At 69.4% G+C, this 16,630-nt stretch carries 24 protein-coding genes; 21 read left to right on the top strand and 3 right to left on the bottom strand.

The features are described from left to right. Positions 1-1,428 precede the first annotated feature (1,428 nt). The 3 genes from ACIQ8B_RS32550 to ACIQ8B_RS32540 all read right to left on the bottom strand — a co-directional run bounded on the left by ACIQ8B_RS32550 (position 1,429) and on the right by ACIQ8B_RS32540 (position 4,593). Positions 1,429-2,067 carry a hypothetical protein gene (locus tag ACIQ8B_RS32550; protein ID WP_403551895.1) on the bottom strand — a complete coding sequence of 213 codons (639 nt, stop codon included), beginning with the start codon at positions 2,065-2,067 and terminating at the stop codon, positions 1,429-1,431. Then, positions 2,060-3,910 (bottom strand): hypothetical protein, encoded by a 1,851-nt coding sequence (locus ACIQ8B_RS32545; protein ID WP_403551892.1) that lies wholly within the window; start codon positions 3,908-3,910, stop codon positions 2,060-2,062. Before ACIQ8B_RS32545 ends, ACIQ8B_RS32550 begins: the two co-directional genes overlap by 8 nt. A 251-nt stretch (positions 3,911-4,161) precedes the next feature. Continuing rightward, positions 4,162-4,593 (bottom strand): hypothetical protein, encoded by a 432-nt coding sequence (locus ACIQ8B_RS32540; protein WP_403551890.1) that lies wholly within the window; start codon positions 4,591-4,593, stop codon positions 4,162-4,164. A 144-nt stretch (positions 4,594-4,737) separates the two neighbouring features. Here ACIQ8B_RS32540 and ACIQ8B_RS32535 point away from each other — a divergent pair, with 144 nt between their 5' ends. The 21 genes from ACIQ8B_RS32535 (at position 4,738) to ACIQ8B_RS32435 (ending at position 16,223) form a co-directional block, all read left to right on the top strand. Continuing rightward, positions 4,738-5,172 (top strand): hypothetical protein, encoded by a 435-nt coding sequence (locus tag ACIQ8B_RS32535; protein WP_403551888.1) that lies wholly within the window; start codon positions 4,738-4,740, stop codon positions 5,170-5,172. A 185-nt stretch (positions 5,173-5,357) separates the two neighbouring features. Continuing rightward, positions 5,358-6,035: a hypothetical protein gene (locus ACIQ8B_RS32530; protein ID WP_403551885.1), complete on the top strand. Its 678-nt coding sequence runs from the start codon at positions 5,358-5,360 to the stop codon at positions 6,033-6,035. After that, the gene (locus tag ACIQ8B_RS32525; protein ID WP_403551883.1) at positions 6,035-6,508 is read left to right on the top strand and encodes a hypothetical protein; all 474 of its coding nucleotides are present in this window, start codon (positions 6,035-6,037) and stop codon (positions 6,506-6,508) included. Before ACIQ8B_RS32530 ends, ACIQ8B_RS32525 begins: the two co-directional genes overlap by 1 nt. A gap of 16 nt (positions 6,509-6,524) precedes the next feature. Then, a complete protein-coding gene (locus ACIQ8B_RS32520; protein ID WP_403551881.1) occupies positions 6,525-7,202 on the top strand; it encodes an ATP-binding protein in 678 nt (225 codons plus the stop codon). After that, on the top strand, positions 7,199-7,342 hold the full coding sequence (locus ACIQ8B_RS32515; RefSeq protein ID WP_403551879.1) for a hypothetical protein: 144 nt from the start codon (positions 7,199-7,201) through the stop codon (positions 7,340-7,342). The genes ACIQ8B_RS32520 and ACIQ8B_RS32515 overlap by 4 nt, the downstream gene beginning before the upstream one ends. 80 nt (positions 7,343-7,422) lie before the next feature. After that, a complete protein-coding gene (locus ACIQ8B_RS32510) occupies positions 7,423-8,580 on the top strand; it encodes a hypothetical protein (RefSeq protein ID WP_403551876.1) in 1,158 nt (385 codons plus the stop codon). A 296-nt stretch (positions 8,581-8,876) separates the two neighbouring features. Further along, complete coding sequence (locus ACIQ8B_RS32505; RefSeq protein ID WP_403551874.1) at positions 8,877-9,161, top strand: hypothetical protein; 285 nt, start codon at positions 8,877-8,879, stop codon at positions 9,159-9,161. Between the two features lie 2 nt (positions 9,162-9,163). Next, the gene (locus ACIQ8B_RS32500) at positions 9,164-9,817 is read left to right on the top strand and encodes a C40 family peptidase (RefSeq protein ID WP_403551871.1); all 654 of its coding nucleotides are present in this window, start codon (positions 9,164-9,166) and stop codon (positions 9,815-9,817) included. A 5-nt stretch (positions 9,818-9,822) separates the two neighbouring features. Beyond that, on the top strand, positions 9,823-10,083 hold the full coding sequence (locus ACIQ8B_RS32495) for a hypothetical protein (protein WP_403551869.1): 261 nt from the start codon (positions 9,823-9,825) through the stop codon (positions 10,081-10,083). Between the two features lie 21 nt (positions 10,084-10,104). Next, positions 10,105-10,254: a hypothetical protein gene (locus tag ACIQ8B_RS32490; RefSeq protein WP_365554153.1), complete on the top strand. Its 150-nt coding sequence runs from the start codon at positions 10,105-10,107 to the stop codon at positions 10,252-10,254. Positions 10,255-10,256: 2 nt separating this feature from the next. Then, the gene (locus ACIQ8B_RS32485; RefSeq protein ID WP_403551867.1) at positions 10,257-10,988 is read left to right on the top strand and encodes a hypothetical protein; all 732 of its coding nucleotides are present in this window, start codon (positions 10,257-10,259) and stop codon (positions 10,986-10,988) included. Continuing rightward, entirely contained in the window at positions 10,985-11,797 is an 813-nt protein-coding gene (locus ACIQ8B_RS32480) for a hypothetical protein (protein WP_403551865.1), read from the top strand. The genes ACIQ8B_RS32485 and ACIQ8B_RS32480 overlap by 4 nt, the downstream gene beginning before the upstream one ends. Positions 11,798-11,801: 4 nt before the next feature. Beyond that, on the top strand, positions 11,802-12,077 hold the full coding sequence (locus ACIQ8B_RS32475; protein ID WP_403551863.1) for a hypothetical protein: 276 nt from the start codon (positions 11,802-11,804) through the stop codon (positions 12,075-12,077). Then, positions 12,070-12,933, top strand: a complete 864-nt coding sequence (locus tag ACIQ8B_RS32470) for a hypothetical protein (protein ID WP_403551861.1) — start codon at positions 12,070-12,072, stop codon at positions 12,931-12,933. Before ACIQ8B_RS32475 ends, ACIQ8B_RS32470 begins: the two co-directional genes overlap by 8 nt. Beyond that, positions 12,933-13,325, top strand: coding sequence for a hypothetical protein (locus tag ACIQ8B_RS32465; protein WP_403551858.1), 393 nt, complete (start codon positions 12,933-12,935; stop codon positions 13,323-13,325). The genes ACIQ8B_RS32470 and ACIQ8B_RS32465 overlap by 1 nt, the downstream gene beginning before the upstream one ends. A gap of 52 nt (positions 13,326-13,377) precedes the next feature. Further along, on the top strand, positions 13,378-13,737 hold the full coding sequence (locus ACIQ8B_RS32460) for a hypothetical protein (protein WP_403551856.1): 360 nt from the start codon (positions 13,378-13,380) through the stop codon (positions 13,735-13,737). Continuing rightward, positions 13,734-14,555, top strand: a complete 822-nt coding sequence (locus tag ACIQ8B_RS32455; RefSeq protein ID WP_403551854.1) for a hypothetical protein — start codon at positions 13,734-13,736, stop codon at positions 14,553-14,555. The genes ACIQ8B_RS32460 and ACIQ8B_RS32455 overlap by 4 nt, the downstream gene beginning before the upstream one ends. Before the next feature lie 88 nt (positions 14,556-14,643). Next, positions 14,644-15,390 (top strand): peptidoglycan-binding protein, encoded by a 747-nt coding sequence (locus tag ACIQ8B_RS32450; protein ID WP_403551852.1) that lies wholly within the window; start codon positions 14,644-14,646, stop codon positions 15,388-15,390. Between the two features lie 265 nt (positions 15,391-15,655). After that, entirely contained in the window at positions 15,656-15,823 is a 168-nt protein-coding gene (locus ACIQ8B_RS32445; RefSeq protein WP_403551850.1) for a hypothetical protein, read from the top strand. Further along, entirely contained in the window at positions 15,820-15,990 is a 171-nt protein-coding gene (locus tag ACIQ8B_RS32440; RefSeq protein ID WP_403551848.1) for a hypothetical protein, read from the top strand. Before ACIQ8B_RS32445 ends, ACIQ8B_RS32440 begins: the two co-directional genes overlap by 4 nt. Next, entirely contained in the window at positions 15,987-16,223 is a 237-nt protein-coding gene (locus ACIQ8B_RS32435; RefSeq protein ID WP_403551845.1) for a hypothetical protein, read from the top strand. The genes ACIQ8B_RS32440 and ACIQ8B_RS32435 overlap by 4 nt, the downstream gene beginning before the upstream one ends. Positions 16,224-16,630 lie beyond the last annotated feature (407 nt).

Here is a 16,630-nt window from a genome sequence, read left to right as displayed (position 1 = left end):
GGCAGAGGCCAGAGCTACGCTCTGTAACCGGCGGCGCTGCCGCGCCACCCCTCCGGCCTTCGGCCGGCCCCGGTCCCGCGTCGTCGTGCTCACCCACCCGCCTCCGGCGGGCTTCGGCCCCTCCGTTGTGCCACCCCGCACACCTCCTTCGCTCCCGACTTCCATCCCGACTCTACCTCAGCCACAGAACGGCACCCCCGACAACCCAAGGTTGTCACCCTACGGGGGGACGCCACCGCAACCCCTTGCAACCCCCTGCAACCTCTGTCCGTGGCGTCCTGCGGACGCAACACCGCCTGCTCTCCACCACCACCGCGCGCGAGCGCGGCCGACACACACCGTCTGTCCCCCCGTGAGGCTCGCGTGATTCCGGCGTTACCCGGTCCGCTGTTCGCCGGGCGGGTGACCAGGGGGAGCTGTTGCACCGCGAGGGCCGCCGGGCGCACGGGGACCAGATCCGGCTTCCACCGCGTGAGCGGCGCGGCCCTGGTGGGCACCCGGTAGCGTCGGCCGCTTCGGTCACGTCGTCCCGACGTGCCGTCGCGCTGCGGCGACTCACCCGCCGGATGCCCGCAGTCTCGCGGCTGCGGTCCGATACGGGCGACGACTCCGCGAGGACACCGTCACGGCGTGCTCGCTCTTGTCCGCCTCCGCGGTGCGGAGGCCGGCGCTCTCGCGTTACCACAGGGTGACAACTCGCGGTTGTCGTCCTGCGCGTGTGGTAAGGGCGTGCTACCTTAGCCAGTGCAAGACACAGCTAAGGCCCGAAGGAGCAGACTCCGGGTTTTGATGCGGCCGACCGTTGGCAGACGGTCACCGCGTATGAGGTTGTGTTGTGACTGGTGGACTTGTTGGGTGCGACGCCTCCGGGAGGGGATGACTGATTTAGAGATGGTGCGCTGTGAGCATAGCGGCTCCGCGTAGGCGTAAGCGTACCTACCTGATACCGTCGAGTCGCACACCCGGTGTTGGTGATCTTCCCTCAGTGCAACCCGGTAACGGGTGAGTGAGTAGCCGCCTGGCGTGCGAAAGGCCCCCGGTCCGTATGGTCCGGGGGCCGCTTCGTGCCGTCGGGACCGTATGCGCTATCGGCCTGATCCGATGCGCCGTGGCAGTGGCTCCCCGTCGGAGAGTCCGAGTGCCTGCCGGTACGCGCGGTCCCTGTCGGCGTACCGGGTGGGGGACGTGACCCCCGACTTGCCGGCGTTCCTGCGGTAGTGCATTCCCGCTCTGGTGCGAGTAGCAGAGGCCATGGAGAGCCCCCTTCGTTCAGTGATCCAACGGAACCTCAGTGCGAGATCACAGTACCCCGCGTCACCCTTGACGGAAAGCGGAATCGTCATTACAGATTGTGCGTTTTCTGCTACAACCATCCCGCTATCCAGGTGGTCTACCGCACGGGCATGTGTGAGTCCTGTGAAGGATCGGTTACAACCCCTCATCCCCGGCGGCTTGCCGGTCGGTTCCGCTCCACACTCGGATTTCCAGCCCGATCGGATCGGCCGGAGCCGCCAACCGGTTGGCGTCCCGCAGGTACTGTCCGAGCCACCCCACCAGGTCCCCGCCGGCCTGAGCCTGTACCCACGCGGCCGGAAACCCGTTCCCGCGGTTGCCAATCTCCGCATACTGTTCCTTGCCGTCCGGCGGAATCGGTGTCCCGTCGGACATGGTGAGCTTCACGTTCCTCCCGTAGACCACCGTGAACGCCACCCGGTCCCCGGCCGCCGCCGCAGCGTCCAACCGCGCGACGATCGCCTTCGCGCCGTTCTTCACCGCCTGCTGCTTCACCTTCACCGTGCGGCCCTGCGCCCACCGGGTCCGGCGGCGCACCTTGGCCGGCGCACCGGTAGCGCCCTTCCGACGCGGAGCCTCCGGCACCGTGGCCGCCTGGTCCCCGCCGCGCTTCGCCGCGAGCGCGCGCAGCGACTCCACCAGGTTCCGGCCGGGCTTCTCCCCGTCGGCGACGTACTTGATCAACCTGTCATTCCGGCCGATCTCCCGACCGATCGCCCTGTTGCTCATCCCTGCCGCGCGGAGTTGCAGGATCAGGTCTCGAGCCTCAGACATTGGCCGCCGCCTTCGTCTTCACCGCGTCGAGCTGCGCGTCGTTCACCGGGCGCGGCATCTCACCGACCAGCTTCCCCTTCAGCCGGAACCGGCCGGGCTTGCCGTCGTCCGGCCACCCCGGATCGGCGGACAGGTACAGCGCATCCGTGCGCATCCCGAGCACGGTCCCGGCCGGGACGTGCAGCGCACCCGCGCGAACCGTGCGGTCCGCGGTGGGAGCATCGAGCAGCCGCAGACGGCACCGCGCCCAGATCTCCGCGGACCACTCCGGGTGAGCCTGCCGCTTCACCCACTCCGACACCTCCCCCGGCTCTTCCCAGAGGTACATGCCCTCTACTTCCCGCACGGGCCGGTTGCTGGGGAGCTTGCCGTCGTTTTCCGGCGTGGCGGGCATGGCTCGGGACACCATGTGCGAGCGGGCCGCGAACGCACCGATCGTCATCAGCACCATGTTCCGCAGCGCGGCCCGGACCAGGGGCGCCACCTCCGCGGGCAACTCTCCGGCCTCCGCAGCCTGGTACGCGTCGGTGAGCTTGTCCCGCCAGCCATTGAGCGGCTTACCCTCCGCGAACGTGAACCCTTCGCGGAGGTCCACGCGCCAGCCCTGCGCGCGCGCGAGTTCGACTTCGCCCCCGCTCGCCCACGTGGTGAACTTCTGACCGGGCGCGGCCGGGTAGCACCAGGCGTGATCCGCAGCCGGTGCCCCGAGTAGTCCCACCCGGTCCCACCCGCTTGGCACCGTCGCGGTGACCAACCACCGCCCGCGGCCCTTCAGCATCGCGGCAATGTCGTCGTCGGCCGCCTGGTCCAACTTCCTGCGCGTCCACATCGTCGGCTCACCGACGGGCAGGCCCCACGCGAGCGCGGCGTACGCAAACCGCATGTCGTACTGCACGAACCCGCCGATCGTCTCCCCGGCCGTACCGGGCAGGATCTCCCGGCGGCCCTGTCCGCTGGTGGCCTGGATCAGCGCGCGCAGCTCATCGGAGAGCACCGGGTAGGACTTCGGGGAGCCGTCGCGCTGGTACCCGATCGTCCGCCGCCACATGTCCCGCCCGGTCGTCGCCGGAGTGCTCAACAGGATCGCCCCGTCCCCGAACGCGCGGAGCATTACCTTGCGCAGCGTCCACCAGGCGTACGCGGCATCCCGCACCGTGTACCGGCCCTCACCGAACCAGGCGGCGGCGCGCAGGACTTCCACCGACCGAGCGCGCTCGCCCTCGCCCTGCCGCCACCGGCCGACCGGGTTGTCTTCGTCCGCGAGCCAGTGCCCGCCTTCGGCCACCTCCCAGCCGGGCACGTCCCGGAGGAACCAGACCCGCACCGCGTCCGCCTCCGTGTCGTACGGGTGCCCCGGCCGCACGCCCGGCCTGTTCGGTCCCACCAGGTACACCCGCTCTACCGTTTCGGGGATCTGCGCCAGCAGCTCGTGCGCGGTGTGCTGGTGCCAGGTGATCCGGCCGCGCTTCGCGTCCGGGGTGGCCCACTCGCCGGACTCCAGATCAACGAACAGCGTCTCCCGCTCCACCCACTTGCGCGCGTACCGGTCCGTCGCCAGCCCGGACAGGGTGGCCTTGATTGCTGTCGCCGCACCGGGCCGGAACGGCGCGGGCAACTCCTTCTCCCCGAGAGGCTGGCGCATCATGAGCCGCCACGTCTCGGGACCGGGGACACCATCGGCCGGCCTTTCCGCGCGGGCCGCCTTCTTTGCCTCCTTCGCCGGGGCGATCTGCGAGATCCGGCCTTCGCTCAACTTGGCGTCGGCGGCCAGCTCGGCACCGCTCGCCCCGAGCTGGCGCGCGCGTCGGATGCGCTCTGCGCGGCGCGCTTCGACCGCGGCCACCTGGTCCGCGAGCTTGGCGAGCTGAGCGGTGTCCCGCCGGATCAGCGCGCGCAGTTGAGCGGCTGTCTGCGTCGTCATGTGTGTCTCTCTCGTATCAACGTAGGGCCGCCGCCCGGTCGGACCGGGCGGCGGCGGTTGGGCGACAACCGGCGGTTGTCACTGGTAGGTCTTGCAGCAGCAGACCTTTTTGGTGCAGCTCCCGTAGCGCTCCCGATACGCGCGTCGGTACCGCTCGCACTCCGGGTGGTGGCTCACCGCACGAACGCCAACCGTGCGCGGGCCGCCGCCGCCCGGTGGCCGCGCTCGATGAGCCGCAACCTCTCCTGCTGTTCGGGCAGGGTGATGTGTGAGCTGTAGACGTGGAAGTCGTCGGCCCACATCGGTACGTCCCGCAGTGTCACCGCATGGTGCATCAGCGCGCGCAGCTCGACCGCGGTGGGGTCCAGAACGGACCGCCAGCCGTGCGTCTCCGCGAAGGCCAACGCGTCGTCACCCGTGAGAGCGCACATGCTCGCGGGATTCGCGGCCAGCCGCTCGACTCGCACGTCGTGCTGGTAGACGTTGCCTGCACGACGGATGACCAGGAACGGCCCCCCATCGTCGGAGTAGGAGAGCGCGGCGCGCAGCAGCAGCAGCAGCCGGCCGCCGGGCGGCATGTACTGCCGAAGGTGTTCGTCGGTCATCGTGTGTCCCCTCAGTGCAAAGGAGTGCGACCCTCACGGGCCGTGCCGAAACTGTAGCGCGTTAAAGAACGCAGCGGTAGTGTGTTCCTCGAACGGGGCGACAACCGCGAGTTGTCGCCCAACTCAGTAACGAAGGGACCCCCGATGACGGGACGTAAGGCAACCACCAAACGTCGCAAGAAGGAGTACGAAGACGACGACTTCGCCAAGGCGGCCGGGAGGTTCATCACGGCCATGGGGCGTCGCGCCAGCACCAACCCGGAGGCGCTGGCGTTCATGCTGACCCTTCAGCAGACGATGAAGGAGGAGACCGACCGGGCCGCCGCGAGTCTGCACGCGGACGCTGGCTTCTCCCTCGGGGAGATCGCCCGGTTCCTCACCGAGTTCGGGCACCCGATGACCCGGCAGAATGCGGTGAAGCGCTGGGGGCCGGCGTCCATGGCGCGCAAGCTCGGCCCGGCCGCGGTGGCGAACGTCATCAACTTGGCGAAGGTGCGGGCCGCGCGGGCGCGTCACCAGGTGTGGGGGGAAGCCGATGGGGAAGTCGTCGCGCTTAAGCGGGCGGCCGGGGACTGCTGAGCCCTGGTACTACTGCGGCACCTGCGCCGGTCACAAGACGATCTATTGTGACTATTGCGTAGGCGGTTGCCCGAGATGCGACACAGGGCGCGTCAAGTGCCCGGAGTGCAACGGCGGGGAGAAACCGCCGCCACCGCCGATCTGGTGGTGACCAAGGGAGCGGCCACCTGGTCCACGGGGACCAGGTGGCCGCAGTGCGTCACGCGCGCGACAACCGCCGGTTGTCGCGCGCGCTTGCATTGAAGCGTACTTCCGGCACGCTGTTTCACGACTCGCCAAAGTCCGTGAAAAACCGTCACACGTACCGGGGTACACCCATGCCTGTTGAGCTTACCGAAGACGAAGCCGCGTGGCTCCGCGCGCAGATCAGCGCAGCGCGCGAGGGATCGCCGGTGGACAAGGCAGATACCGACCGCGAGCGGAAAGCCGCGGAGTCGGCGGCGGCCGATGCGGCGGAGGCCGCGCAGGACGCGAAGGAATCTGCGGAGCGCGCGGCCGGCAAGGGTGACGACGAAGCGGCGGCCGATCACGCGGCGGTGGCGGGCGAAGCCGCGGCGGCGGCGGCGGTGGCCGCGGAAGTCGCCGGCACCGCTGAGGCGGCCGAATCGGCGGAGGCCGCGGCGGAGGCCGCAGGGGAAGCGATCACGGAGGCGGCCGACAACTCCGGGTTGTCGGCGGACGACGACGCGGACGACGACAACCCCGAGTTGTCGCCGGACGACGCGGACCAGGCGGACGCGGACCCGGAGGCGGACGAACCCCCGGCGGCCCCGGAGGAGACCGCACCGCCGCGCGAGCGCAAACGCGACACCCCACCGCGCGAATCGCACTGGTGGTTCAAGCCGCTTCGGAGGAGAGACTGATGAGTGACACCGCACCCGGCATGATCGAGGGACAGACCGGCATCGAGTTGCCGGCCGTGGACCCCGTACAGGCACCGCCCGCGCCCGACGCGCCTCCGAAGCGACGGGCGCGGGCGGCCAAGACGACCGCCGACGCGAAGCCGCGCACGCCGCGCGGAGGCGCGCGGCAACCCAAGCTCGAAACGCGCCTGGGCACCAACCTGACGTCGCTCGGCATCATGGTCGGCGCGTTCAACCAGGCGGACGGCATCGCCATCGTGCAGGGTGCGCCGGCCCTGTCCGAAGCGCTCGCCGGTCTCGCGGAGGAGTCCCCGAAGGCGCGCGAGTTCATGGAGGGTGCGCTTTCCGGTGGGGCCTGGCTCAAGGTGTTCACCGCGCTGGGCGGCATCGCGGTCCCGATCCTGGCGAATCACGGCCTGATCCCCGCCGGCCTGCTCGGGGCCGCTCCCCCGCCGGAGGCCGCGAGTGCGTGACCCCCGTATCCCGCGCGTGGACTGGGGCGAGTTCCTGTCCCGGCATCTCGTGTGGGACCAGGGCGAGCACGTCACGCTGGTGGGCAAGACCGGCTCCGGCAAGACCAACTTGGCACAGCAGCTTCTGCCGCAGCGCGACTTCGTGTGTGCCATCGGCACCAAGCCGAAGGACGAGACGATGCTGTCCTTGATCCGGAAGGACAAATACAGGCGCATTCGGGAGTGGCCGCCGCCGACGGTCATCGGGGCGCGCTCGCAGCGCATTGCGTTGTGGCCGCGCTTCGAGCGGCCTGAGGACGTAGTGGAGCAACAGAGGGTGATCGACGCTGCGTTGCGCGAGATCTTCGCCGCGGGCGGGTGGACGATCTTTGCGGATGAGCTGTACTACCTGTGTCGGTTCCTCGGCATGGCCAGGCTGTTCGAAGTGTTCTGGTCTCAGGCCCGGTCCATCGGGATCACCGTCGTCGGCGGCGCGCAGCGGCCGGCCTGGCTCCCGCTCATGGCCTACTCGCAGGCGACGCACCTGTTCTTCGCGCGGACCACAGACCACCGGGACGTGATGCGTCTCGGATCGCTGGGCGGCAACGACGCCCGGCTCATCGCAGACACCCTCGGGAGTCTGCGGCAGTACGAGTTCCTGTACATCAACACGGTGACCGGTGACCTACTGATCACCAAACCAGAGAAGAGGTGACGCGCGTGAGCGTGCACGTCTCGCCGGTGGAGTTCCTCGCGGTGGCCGCCTACATGGTCATTTTCGGCTTCATGTGGCGCACCGTCGCGGCCAAGCTGAGCGACACCCCGCTTGGTAAGGCCATGGCCTACATCTACTAGCACCGTACGGCCCCGACACATCTTGGCGGATCACCGGGGCCGCACGGCCAGCACACACCACCACCATGAAGGGAGGCAGCGTGCCTGCCACCATCACATCACACCCGGCCCAGGCGCAGGGCTCGACCGACGGTCGGGACCCGAAGAAGAAGGCCGCGGTGATGCCGCAGCCGTTCACGCGCGCGGCCAAGGAGCACCAGGAGCCGATGCTTGACGTGAGTCAGGCCATGGGCGCCAGCTCCGTAGCCATGGGGCCGTTCGACGTCCCGGCGTACGGCTACATGCGCGGCATCTGGCTCTGGGTCTCCGCGACCGGCGGCTCCGGCACGGCGACCGTCGCCATGAAGGAAGACGCGCCCTGGTCCATCATCAGCGAACTCGCGCTGATTGACGTGAACGGCGCGAACGTCGTCGGCCCCGTCAACGGATACGACGTCTACCTCGACAACAAGTGGTTCGGCCGGAACATCGGTGATCCCAGGCTGTCCTCGATGTACGTCGCCCCGGTGACCGGCGCGAACGCCTCCGGGAACTTCGGGTTCCTCCTGTACGTGCCGGTCGAGATCTCCGGCCGGGACGGACTCGGCTCGCTCCCCAACGCCAACGCGGCCAGCACCTACAAGCTCCGCGTGACGCTCGCCCCCACGTCCGAGGTGTACACCACCGCCCCGACCACCGCGCCGACCGTCCGCGTCCGAGCCTGGCTCGACGCGTGGACGCAGCCCAACGCAACCGACCTGCGCGGCAACGCCAACGCCACGCAGCCCCCGGCCATGGGTACGACGCAGTACCTCAGCAAGACGACGCAGACAATCAGCGCCGGCTTCCAACAGCCGCGACTCACCCGCGTCGGTTCCTACATCAGGAACGTGCTGTTCATCTTCCGCGGCGCGGACGGCACCCGCGCGAGCGGTGAGACCAACTTCCCCTCGGACATCTCGATGTTCTGGGACAGCAAGAACCTCTTCACCCGCCACAAGGATTTGTGGAAGTCGCAGATGGTCCGCCGGTCCCGGTACACCGCGGCGGCCGAAGCCGCCGGCGGCCGGGACAACGGCGTGTGGCTGGAGGACTTCACCCACGAATTCGACGGCCAGCTCGGCAATGAGTTGCGCGACGGGTGGCTCGGCACCGTGCAGTCCACGCGGCTCGAGCTGTCCGGGAACTTCGGCAGCAACGGCACGCTCACCATCCTTACCAACGACGTGGCTCCGGCCGGTCCCATCTTCATGGAGTAGGAGGCCCCACCCATGGGTGAGTGGACCACCGACACCGCCAAGGTGTCCGCACTGCTCGTCTTCGCCGCTCTCGGCACCCTCGCGCTGCTGCGTAAGGGATTCGGCGGGATCTCCGCCTCCATCGACTGACAACCGCGGGTTGTCGGGGGCCGCGCTGCCACGCGGCCCCCGGCCCGCAGGAAGGACCGCATCATGTTCGGACTCGACACCAAGAGCCTCATCATCGGGGCGGCACTCGGGGCGCTCGTGCTCCCCCGTGTCATCTCCTTCGCCAGCTCCAAGCTGGGCGGTGCGTCGTGAAGGACCGCTCCACTCTCGTCGTTGGCCTGGTGGCGTTCGTCGCCTCCGTCGTCGCGTACGTCTTCCTGACCGTCAAGGGACAGGAGACCACCGGCCTGCTGACCTTCGTGACCCCGGTCATCGGTGCACTGCTCGTGGTGTCGCGGGTGGACGCCCGCAGCGACGCGCAGGACCAGGCGCTCACGCAGATCACCCACCAGACGAACGGCGTGCTCAGCAAGCGCATCGCGGACGTGGTGGGCGCGGAGCTCGATGCCCGGTTCGGCCCCGGCGGCAAGTAGCGATGGCTACGAACCTCGCGGTGGCGATCCTGGTGACCGGGGCGGGGGCCGCGCTCGTTTGGGCCGGCTTCACCAACCCGGAGGACGGGTTGGTCGCTGAGATCGGCCGGGTACTGCGAGGCGAGCCGACCACCGCGAGCCAGCGCGGCGGCATCAAGGGGATCGGTGCGGAGGGCTCCGCGGCCGGTATCCAACAGATCCGCGACGCCGGCGGCAACATCTCCGGCGGCGGTGGTGGCGGCGGTGCCGGTGGCGGCGGCGGCTCGATGCCGGTCAACGCTACCGGCGTCCGCGGCCGAGTGCTCGCGGAGGCCCGGCAGCATCTCGGCAAGCGGTACGTCTACGGCGCGAAGGGACCGGGAACGTTCGACTGCTCCGGCCTGGTCGAGTACGTCTACCGCCGCGCGGCCGGCCTCTCGATCCCGGCCCCGAGCCAGCTACAGGCGCTGCGCGGCCGGTCGGTGTCAGCCGCGCAGGCGCAGCCCGGAGACCTGGTGTGCTACGGCCGACCGGCCTACCACATCGGCATATACATCGGCGGCGGCCAGCTCTTGCACGCGGCCAACCCGCGGAAGGGAGTCCTGGTGGAGTCGGTGAACTGGGCCAGCCATTACTACCGGGACGTGCTCGGCGGCAGCGGATCGGCGGTGACCTGATGGCCATGACACAGGACCAGGCGAACACGTGGATCGTCACCAGTCTCGCCGTGTCCGGCGCGCTGGTCCTGGTCCGCGACGCCAGCGACAACAAGGTGCCGCCCGTCCGTCTGGCGATCGGGCTGACCGTCGCGGGTGTGCTGCTCGGCACGCTCGCGCAAGCGTCGCCATCCCTTGGGGGTGGCTTCGCAATCGTCCTACTCCTGTCTTCGTCGGTCGTCTACGGCGGCAAGGCATGGAGAACACTCGGGGACTTGCTCCCCTGATCAACCCCGAGAGGGGGAACCATGAACCTGGACAAGCTCTTCAGCATCGCGTCGATGCTCGTCGTCGTCGCCGGAGTCACTACCGTCGTCTCTCACCCCGCGAGCGCGCAGGTGATCCGGGCGATCGGTGACGCGTTCACCGGCTCGCTCCGCGCGGCGCAGGGTAAGTGACCATGGTCCGCAGCTACTACACCCGCGATCAGGTCGGTGACGCATCGGTCCCGCACGAGCACCTGGCCGACGCGAAGGTGAACTACGACGTACCCGGCGACGATCTCCCGTCCTCCGGCACGGAGGGGGAGGAGCCGCAGTACGTGCGGTCACGGTGGCGCGCACCGCAGTTCTATCAGCCGGAGCCGGACGGGGCCGCCACCTTCGACGGGGACCCCACCGGGTCCCACGTGGGCGGCGGCCGGCCCGACCGGCGACGACAGTACGACGCGCTCTACCCCGCCGGGTACCCGCAGCCGGCGAACGAGTCGATGCGTCCGAGCCCGGAGGAGTCCCGCAACGCGCAGGGCACCCCGGCGGTGACGCCTTCGGACGCGCCGCCGCGTGCTCGCGGTGGCCTCAACGGCACCGACCCGGCCCGCGCGCCGGAAGTACGCGTGCCCCTGTTCAACCGCCCGTATGGGCAGTGGGCGGCGGACCACGATCCGGCGATCGTCAAGATCGAGTCGCTTCCGCCGCTCGCGGCCACCCCGTACGCGCAGCACGAAGCGACCGAGCACTACGAACCGAATCCGGGCGGGGACGGCATCACAGTGAACAACAACACCGCGGCCGGGAGCCACCCGAACACGTACCGGCCCGTCCCGCGCCCCTGGGACGAGCGACTGACCGTCACCGACCCGGAGGCCGCTCCGGTATCGGCCCCGATGAGCGGAAGGAGGTGGAGACTGTGAGCGACGCGGACGACGACGGCACGGCCGGCGGTGGGCTCGGCGCGACGCTCGGCAAGAAGGTCGGCCCGCTGCCGCTCGGAGTCTGGATCGCCGCGGTCGTCGGCGGCATCGGTATCGCGTACGTGGTCCGCCAGCGTGGGGACGACGACGCGGAGCCGGAGCCGTACGTACCGGACGGCACGATCATCGGGCAACCGAACGGGGTCGGGCAGAACGGCGACGACGACGACGACCGCGACGATCTCGACGTGACCCCGCAGACCAACGAACAGTGGGGCCGCCAAGCGATCCAGCGGATGATTGCGCGCGGGTACAACCCCACGCTGGTGGACTCTGCCATCAGGAAGTATCTGGCCGGTGAAACCCTCACCGTCACAGAGCGCGCCCTGATCGCAGAGACCCTTGTAGTGATGGGGCCGCCCCCGGTGCCGCCGCCGCCGGAAGTGCCCGGCGGGACCAACCCGGACCCGGTGGACCCGATCACGCCGAAGCCGCCGAAGCCGGACCCGCCGCAGCCCGGACCGAAGCCGCCGAACCCGACGAAGCCGCTCCCGCAGCCCAAGCCGCCGACGAAGCCGCCGGCGCGCGTCTACCCGAAGCGGTGGAAGTCGGTGGTCAACGGCAAGAACTCCTCCTACAGCACGATCGCCGCGAAGTACAAGCTGGGCATCAGCGGCATGGAGCTGTACCAGTACCAACTCAGCAAGGAGGCCGGCCGGTCCGCCGCCACACGGGCGACGCTCCGCAAGCGCGGCCCCCACTTGATCTACGCAGCCGGTACCACCGTGCTGCCCTACCCCAAGAGGTGACGACGTGGACCAGGCGCACGCCGCACTCACCCTGTCGGTGATCGGCCTGGTGCCCACCATCTACGGGGCCGCCCTTCCCCCGCTCGCCCTGGTGCGGGCGGGGGAGGGTGGCCACCTGGTGGACGCGGAACGCATGGCGACGCTCACGGCAACCGCGGTGGTCTGTGTCGCCGCGGCTGTTACCCGGTCGTCCGAAGTGCTGACCGTCGGGGCAATCATGGTCATCGCGTACGCGGCGGCTTACCGGACCGCAGCCCGATCGGGAGCGCAGTATGCCTAACGCGACCAAGACGACGCTCACCCCCGAAGAGATCGCGCGGGTGGCGTATGACGCTGGTTTCAAGGACCGCACCACGTTGAGCCGCGCGGTGGCGGTGGCGCTCGCGGAGTCCGGCGGCCGGATCAACGCGGTGAACAAGTCGGGGAACACCCCGCCCTCGCGTGACCGTGGCTTGTGGCAGATCAACGACTACTGGCACAAGGAAGTGTCCGACGCGGAGGCGTTCAACCCGGTCCAAGCGGCGAAGCACGTCTACCGGATCAGCAACGGCGGCAAGTCCTGGTCACAGTGGACCACATGGACCAACGGATCGGCGGCCACGCAGATGGGCCGCGCCACCCTGGCCGCCGCGAAGGTCATTCAGAATCCGGGTGCCGTGCACATCGACGCGGAGTGGTGGGACCCGTTCGGCATCGTCCCGTCCCCGGAGGACCTGGCGCCCGGTCTTGGCGGACTCGGGGACGCGCTCATGTTCCCTGTGGAACTGATCAAGTACGCCGGGCAGATCACCGAAATGGCCATGAAAACCGCGGTGTGGCTGATGAACCCACACAACTGGCTCCGCGTCCTCGAGGTGGCCGCGGGGACCGGCGTCGTCATCCTGGGGATCAAGATGCTTGCGGACTCCGGAGTCGGCGGCCCCGTCGGCACCGCAGCGCGCGGAGCCGTCAAGGCCGGCCGCGCCACTGTGGGCCAAGTGAAGAAGACCGCGAAGGCTGCCGCGAGCGCACACCCGGCCAGCGCCGCCGTGTCCGGCGCGAAGACCGCGAAGGCTCCGGCGAAGAAGACCGCAGCGAAGAAGACCGCGGCCCCCGCGAAGAAGACCGCGGCGGCCCCGGCGACGGAAGGAACCTGATGCACGAAGAGACGTACGCGGACTACATGGAGACGAACCCGGCCCCCGCGAAGGTGGACCCGGTGGCGGTGGAAGTCGTGGCGTCCCACCCGCTCCCGATCGAGGACCGTCCTACCCGGCGGTGGACGTGCGGCCAGCTCACCCCGAGCACGACGGACGCCGAACTCCTCATCGGTGCGGTGCCGTCGCGGGTCCGGGTGACGATCAAGAACATCTGGGAGTCAGAGATGTACCTTGCCCCGACGCGCGAGGAATGCAACGCGGGAACGGCGTACATGCTCTACACCGGTCAGGAGATCACGCTGACCACCCGGCACCCCATCTACATCAAGGCCGGCGGTGTCCAAGGAAACGGCCGGGTCACGTGGCTCGCGGAACACTTGGACGGCTGACGTGTACGGTCCCCACGGCGGCCGGTTCGCCGCAGATATCTACCGTCCGGGGATGAGCGCGGCGGCCGACAACTCCGGGTTGTCGGCCGCTCCCTCACTCCCCATCATCACGGCCACGGACGCCGTGCCCGAGCTGGGCGCGCTCACGTGCCGACTCTCCGCCCCGGCCGCCGGCCGCGGCCTGTACGTCAGCCGCATCACCGTGCAGCACGACGGAGCCACGTCCCCCCGCGCGTACGTGTACGTCGGAGAGCCGGAGCGGCGCAACCTGGTCTCCGGCACCAACAGCGGCAGGTTCGATGAGTGCGAGTACCTGAGACCGCTCTACGTCCCGGCCGGCCAGGACCTCTGTGTCGTCTGGCAGACCACCGACGGCCAGGCGCTCGCCCGTGTCGAGTATCAGGAGGCGTGACGGTGCCGTTCCGCAATCCCACCACCACCCTCCCCGCGTCCGCGATCGAGGGCGAGATCCAAGGGTCCCAGCTCGCGGCCGACGCGATCGACGGCAAGCTCATCACCGGGTCCACCATCCGTACGGCAGCGGACGGCAAGCGCATCCTCTTGACTCCGGAGGGGGACATCATCCTATTCTCCGGCGCTGCCTCCGAGACGGCCCCCGGCGAGCTGGTCACCGGGATCACGTCGGACGGATCGGAAATGCAGTACGGCTACCTGGTGCTGAAGCCGCCGACGCACGGCCCCCACACCCCGCCAGAGATCACCCTCAGCGTCGGCCCCGAGGGCGAGCAGTACCACACCCTGGGACCGCTCAACCTCATGGCAGAGGCCGGCCAGGGCTACGCCACGGTGACCGGCATCCTCACCGTGACCGACGATGTGGACGTGTTCGGCACGCTGCACGTCGGCGGTCGCCGCGTACCCGTACCGGAGGAGTGGACCACCCTCACCGCCGGAGCCTGGAACACAACCCCCAGCCTCACCACGTACCAGTCACTCCGGATCGGCACCGACGGGACCCGCGCCTACCTGGACGGAGCCGCGTCCACGAAGACCGCCTACAGCAGCGGCGGACAGAACGCATTCACCATCCCGCCTGAGCTGCGCCCGCTGAAGAACCACTACTACGCGGCCCCCCGCGCCACCAGCGGCAGTCCGCCGGCCCTCGGCTGTCTGGTGCAGCCCAGCGGCGTCGTCGTCATCTACACGTCGTCAGCCGTCGCCACCAGCGACACGTACGACTTCACCGGCATGTCCTGGCCCCTGGACTGACCCGACTTGAATTGAAGCCGGAGCCCGGTAGCTTCGTACCCGCACTGAGGTACTGATCACCCACACCGGTTGCCGGGAGGATTCCCCCATGCCCACGCGCGCACAGATCGTCACCAAGGCACGATCGCTCATCGGGATCGGGGAGAACCCTCCCGGCTCCAACCGCAACAAGATCACGGAGAAGTACGGGTACGTCGGTGCCTGGTGCGCGATGACCACCTGGTACGTCTACCAGTCCTTCGGCGTGGACCTGAAGAAAGAGTTCACCCCGTTCTGGGCGGCCACCACACAGGGCGTCCACGCCGCGCAGAACCGCGGCCTCTGGCGGACCGACATCCGGACCGCCCGGCCGGGAGACCTGGTGTACTACAAGCTCCCCGACGGCGACGAAGGCTTCGTGAACCACACGGGCATAGTCGTCTCCGCGGCCCCGTCCGGCACCGTCGTGGCGATCGAAGGCAACACCGCGAACGTCTGCGCGCAGCGCACCCGCAGCTCGCACATCGTCGGGTACATCGACATGAGCCCGTTCGTCTCGGACCCCGCCGGCCCCCGCCCGGCCCCGGCCGCTCCCCCGTTCCCCGGCCGCCACATGTTCCGCATCGGCAAGACGAGCGTTCACGTGACCGCGCTGGACAAGCAGCTCATCCGGCTTGGGTACACCAAGAGCCACGACGGTGACGGCTACCAGGCCGGCCCCAAGTTCACGAAGTGGACCCGCACCAACGTCAAGGAGTTCCAGCGCGCGCAGGGCTGGACCGGCGACGACGCGGACGGGTACCCCGGCCCGGAGACGTGGCGTCGGCTGTTCACCACCCCCACCCCGAAGCGGTGAGGCTCCGACGTGAGCGACGCACCCCGATCGCCGCACTCCCGTCTGGTGGGGGGCCGGTTCCCCCTCCGGCCCCCGCGCACCGCCCGCGCGGGCTTGGTGCTCTCATGGCTCGCGTCCGCGGCTATCTGGTACGGCGTCGCGTCCGGGACGCTCTCACCGAACCGGGCGTTGCCCTCGCGGCCGGAGTCGTCGTCGGAGTCGTTGTCGGTGTAGCCCTGGTGGCTCTCCTGGTGGCCGCAGCGTCGGCCGCCCGGAAGGAGGACCAGTGAGCGAGCGCGACGCAGCCTTTGACTACCTGGCAGAGGCCGAGAGCACCCTTCTGGGCTTCAACCGCGTGGACCTGATGACCGACGAAGCCGCGCTCTTGCGCGGGTGCCTGTCCGCCCTGGTCTCGATCGCCCGGCAGATGTACGACGCGAAGGAGGACAAGTGATCGCCTTCCCCATCATCACCGGATGCCTGATGATCCTGGGCGTCATCCTCGGACTGTGCTCCGTCATCGAGTCGGAGACCGCCGGCGGCGCACTCCTCAGCATCCTCGGCACGTCCTTCTGCGTCTTCAGCGCCTGGTGGTGCTTCACGGAAGGGCTGTACCGGTGAACCTGGACGAGATGACAATGGAGCAGCTACGCGAGCTGCACGAGCGCTCCAACACGGAGTTGATCCGTCGGCAGTGCCGTACGTACCTGGAACAGGGAGGGCACTGCATGAAGGACGGAGGCGACGGCCACACCGTCCACGAAGGCCACACGATGGCGGTAGGCATCGTGGACGGCAAGACCGTCCGGTGCCAGGCGCGCATCACGTGGGAGATGCTGCCCGAGTATAGTTGACCAAACGGGCCCCCTAAGGCGAGCGGGGGAGCATCGCCGGGACAAGCCCGGTGCCAGCGTTGACGCGCAAGCCTCGCCACGAGGGGTGACACGGCGGCCCTCAGGTGCCCCCATGGGGAGTCACACACAGGACGTGAGGGGACCGGGGAGGGTACCCCCGGAACACGAAGCCCCCTCGACAACCGCGAGTTGTCGAGGGGGCTTCGTCATGCCCTGGTACAGTGCTCCCCGTTGGCCACCACCAGGAAGGAGGGCGAAGCCCGAGTGACGACACCCCGGCCGCCGTAGGCGAGCCCCCCCACCACGCACCCGCACTGTACCGGCCGAAGGCCGGCCCCAGCCCCGCGGCCGGAGGCCGCGAGGTGGCGCGGCAGCGCCGCCGTTACAGCGCGTAGCGCTGGCCTCTG

Source organism: Streptomyces sp. NPDC096105 (assembly GCF_044763335.1).
Lineage (GTDB): Bacteria > Actinomycetota > Actinomycetes > Streptomycetales > Streptomycetaceae > Streptomyces.
The sequence above is the reverse complement of the archived record's forward strand: the minus strand, read 5'-3'. Positions and strand labels throughout refer to the sequence as shown.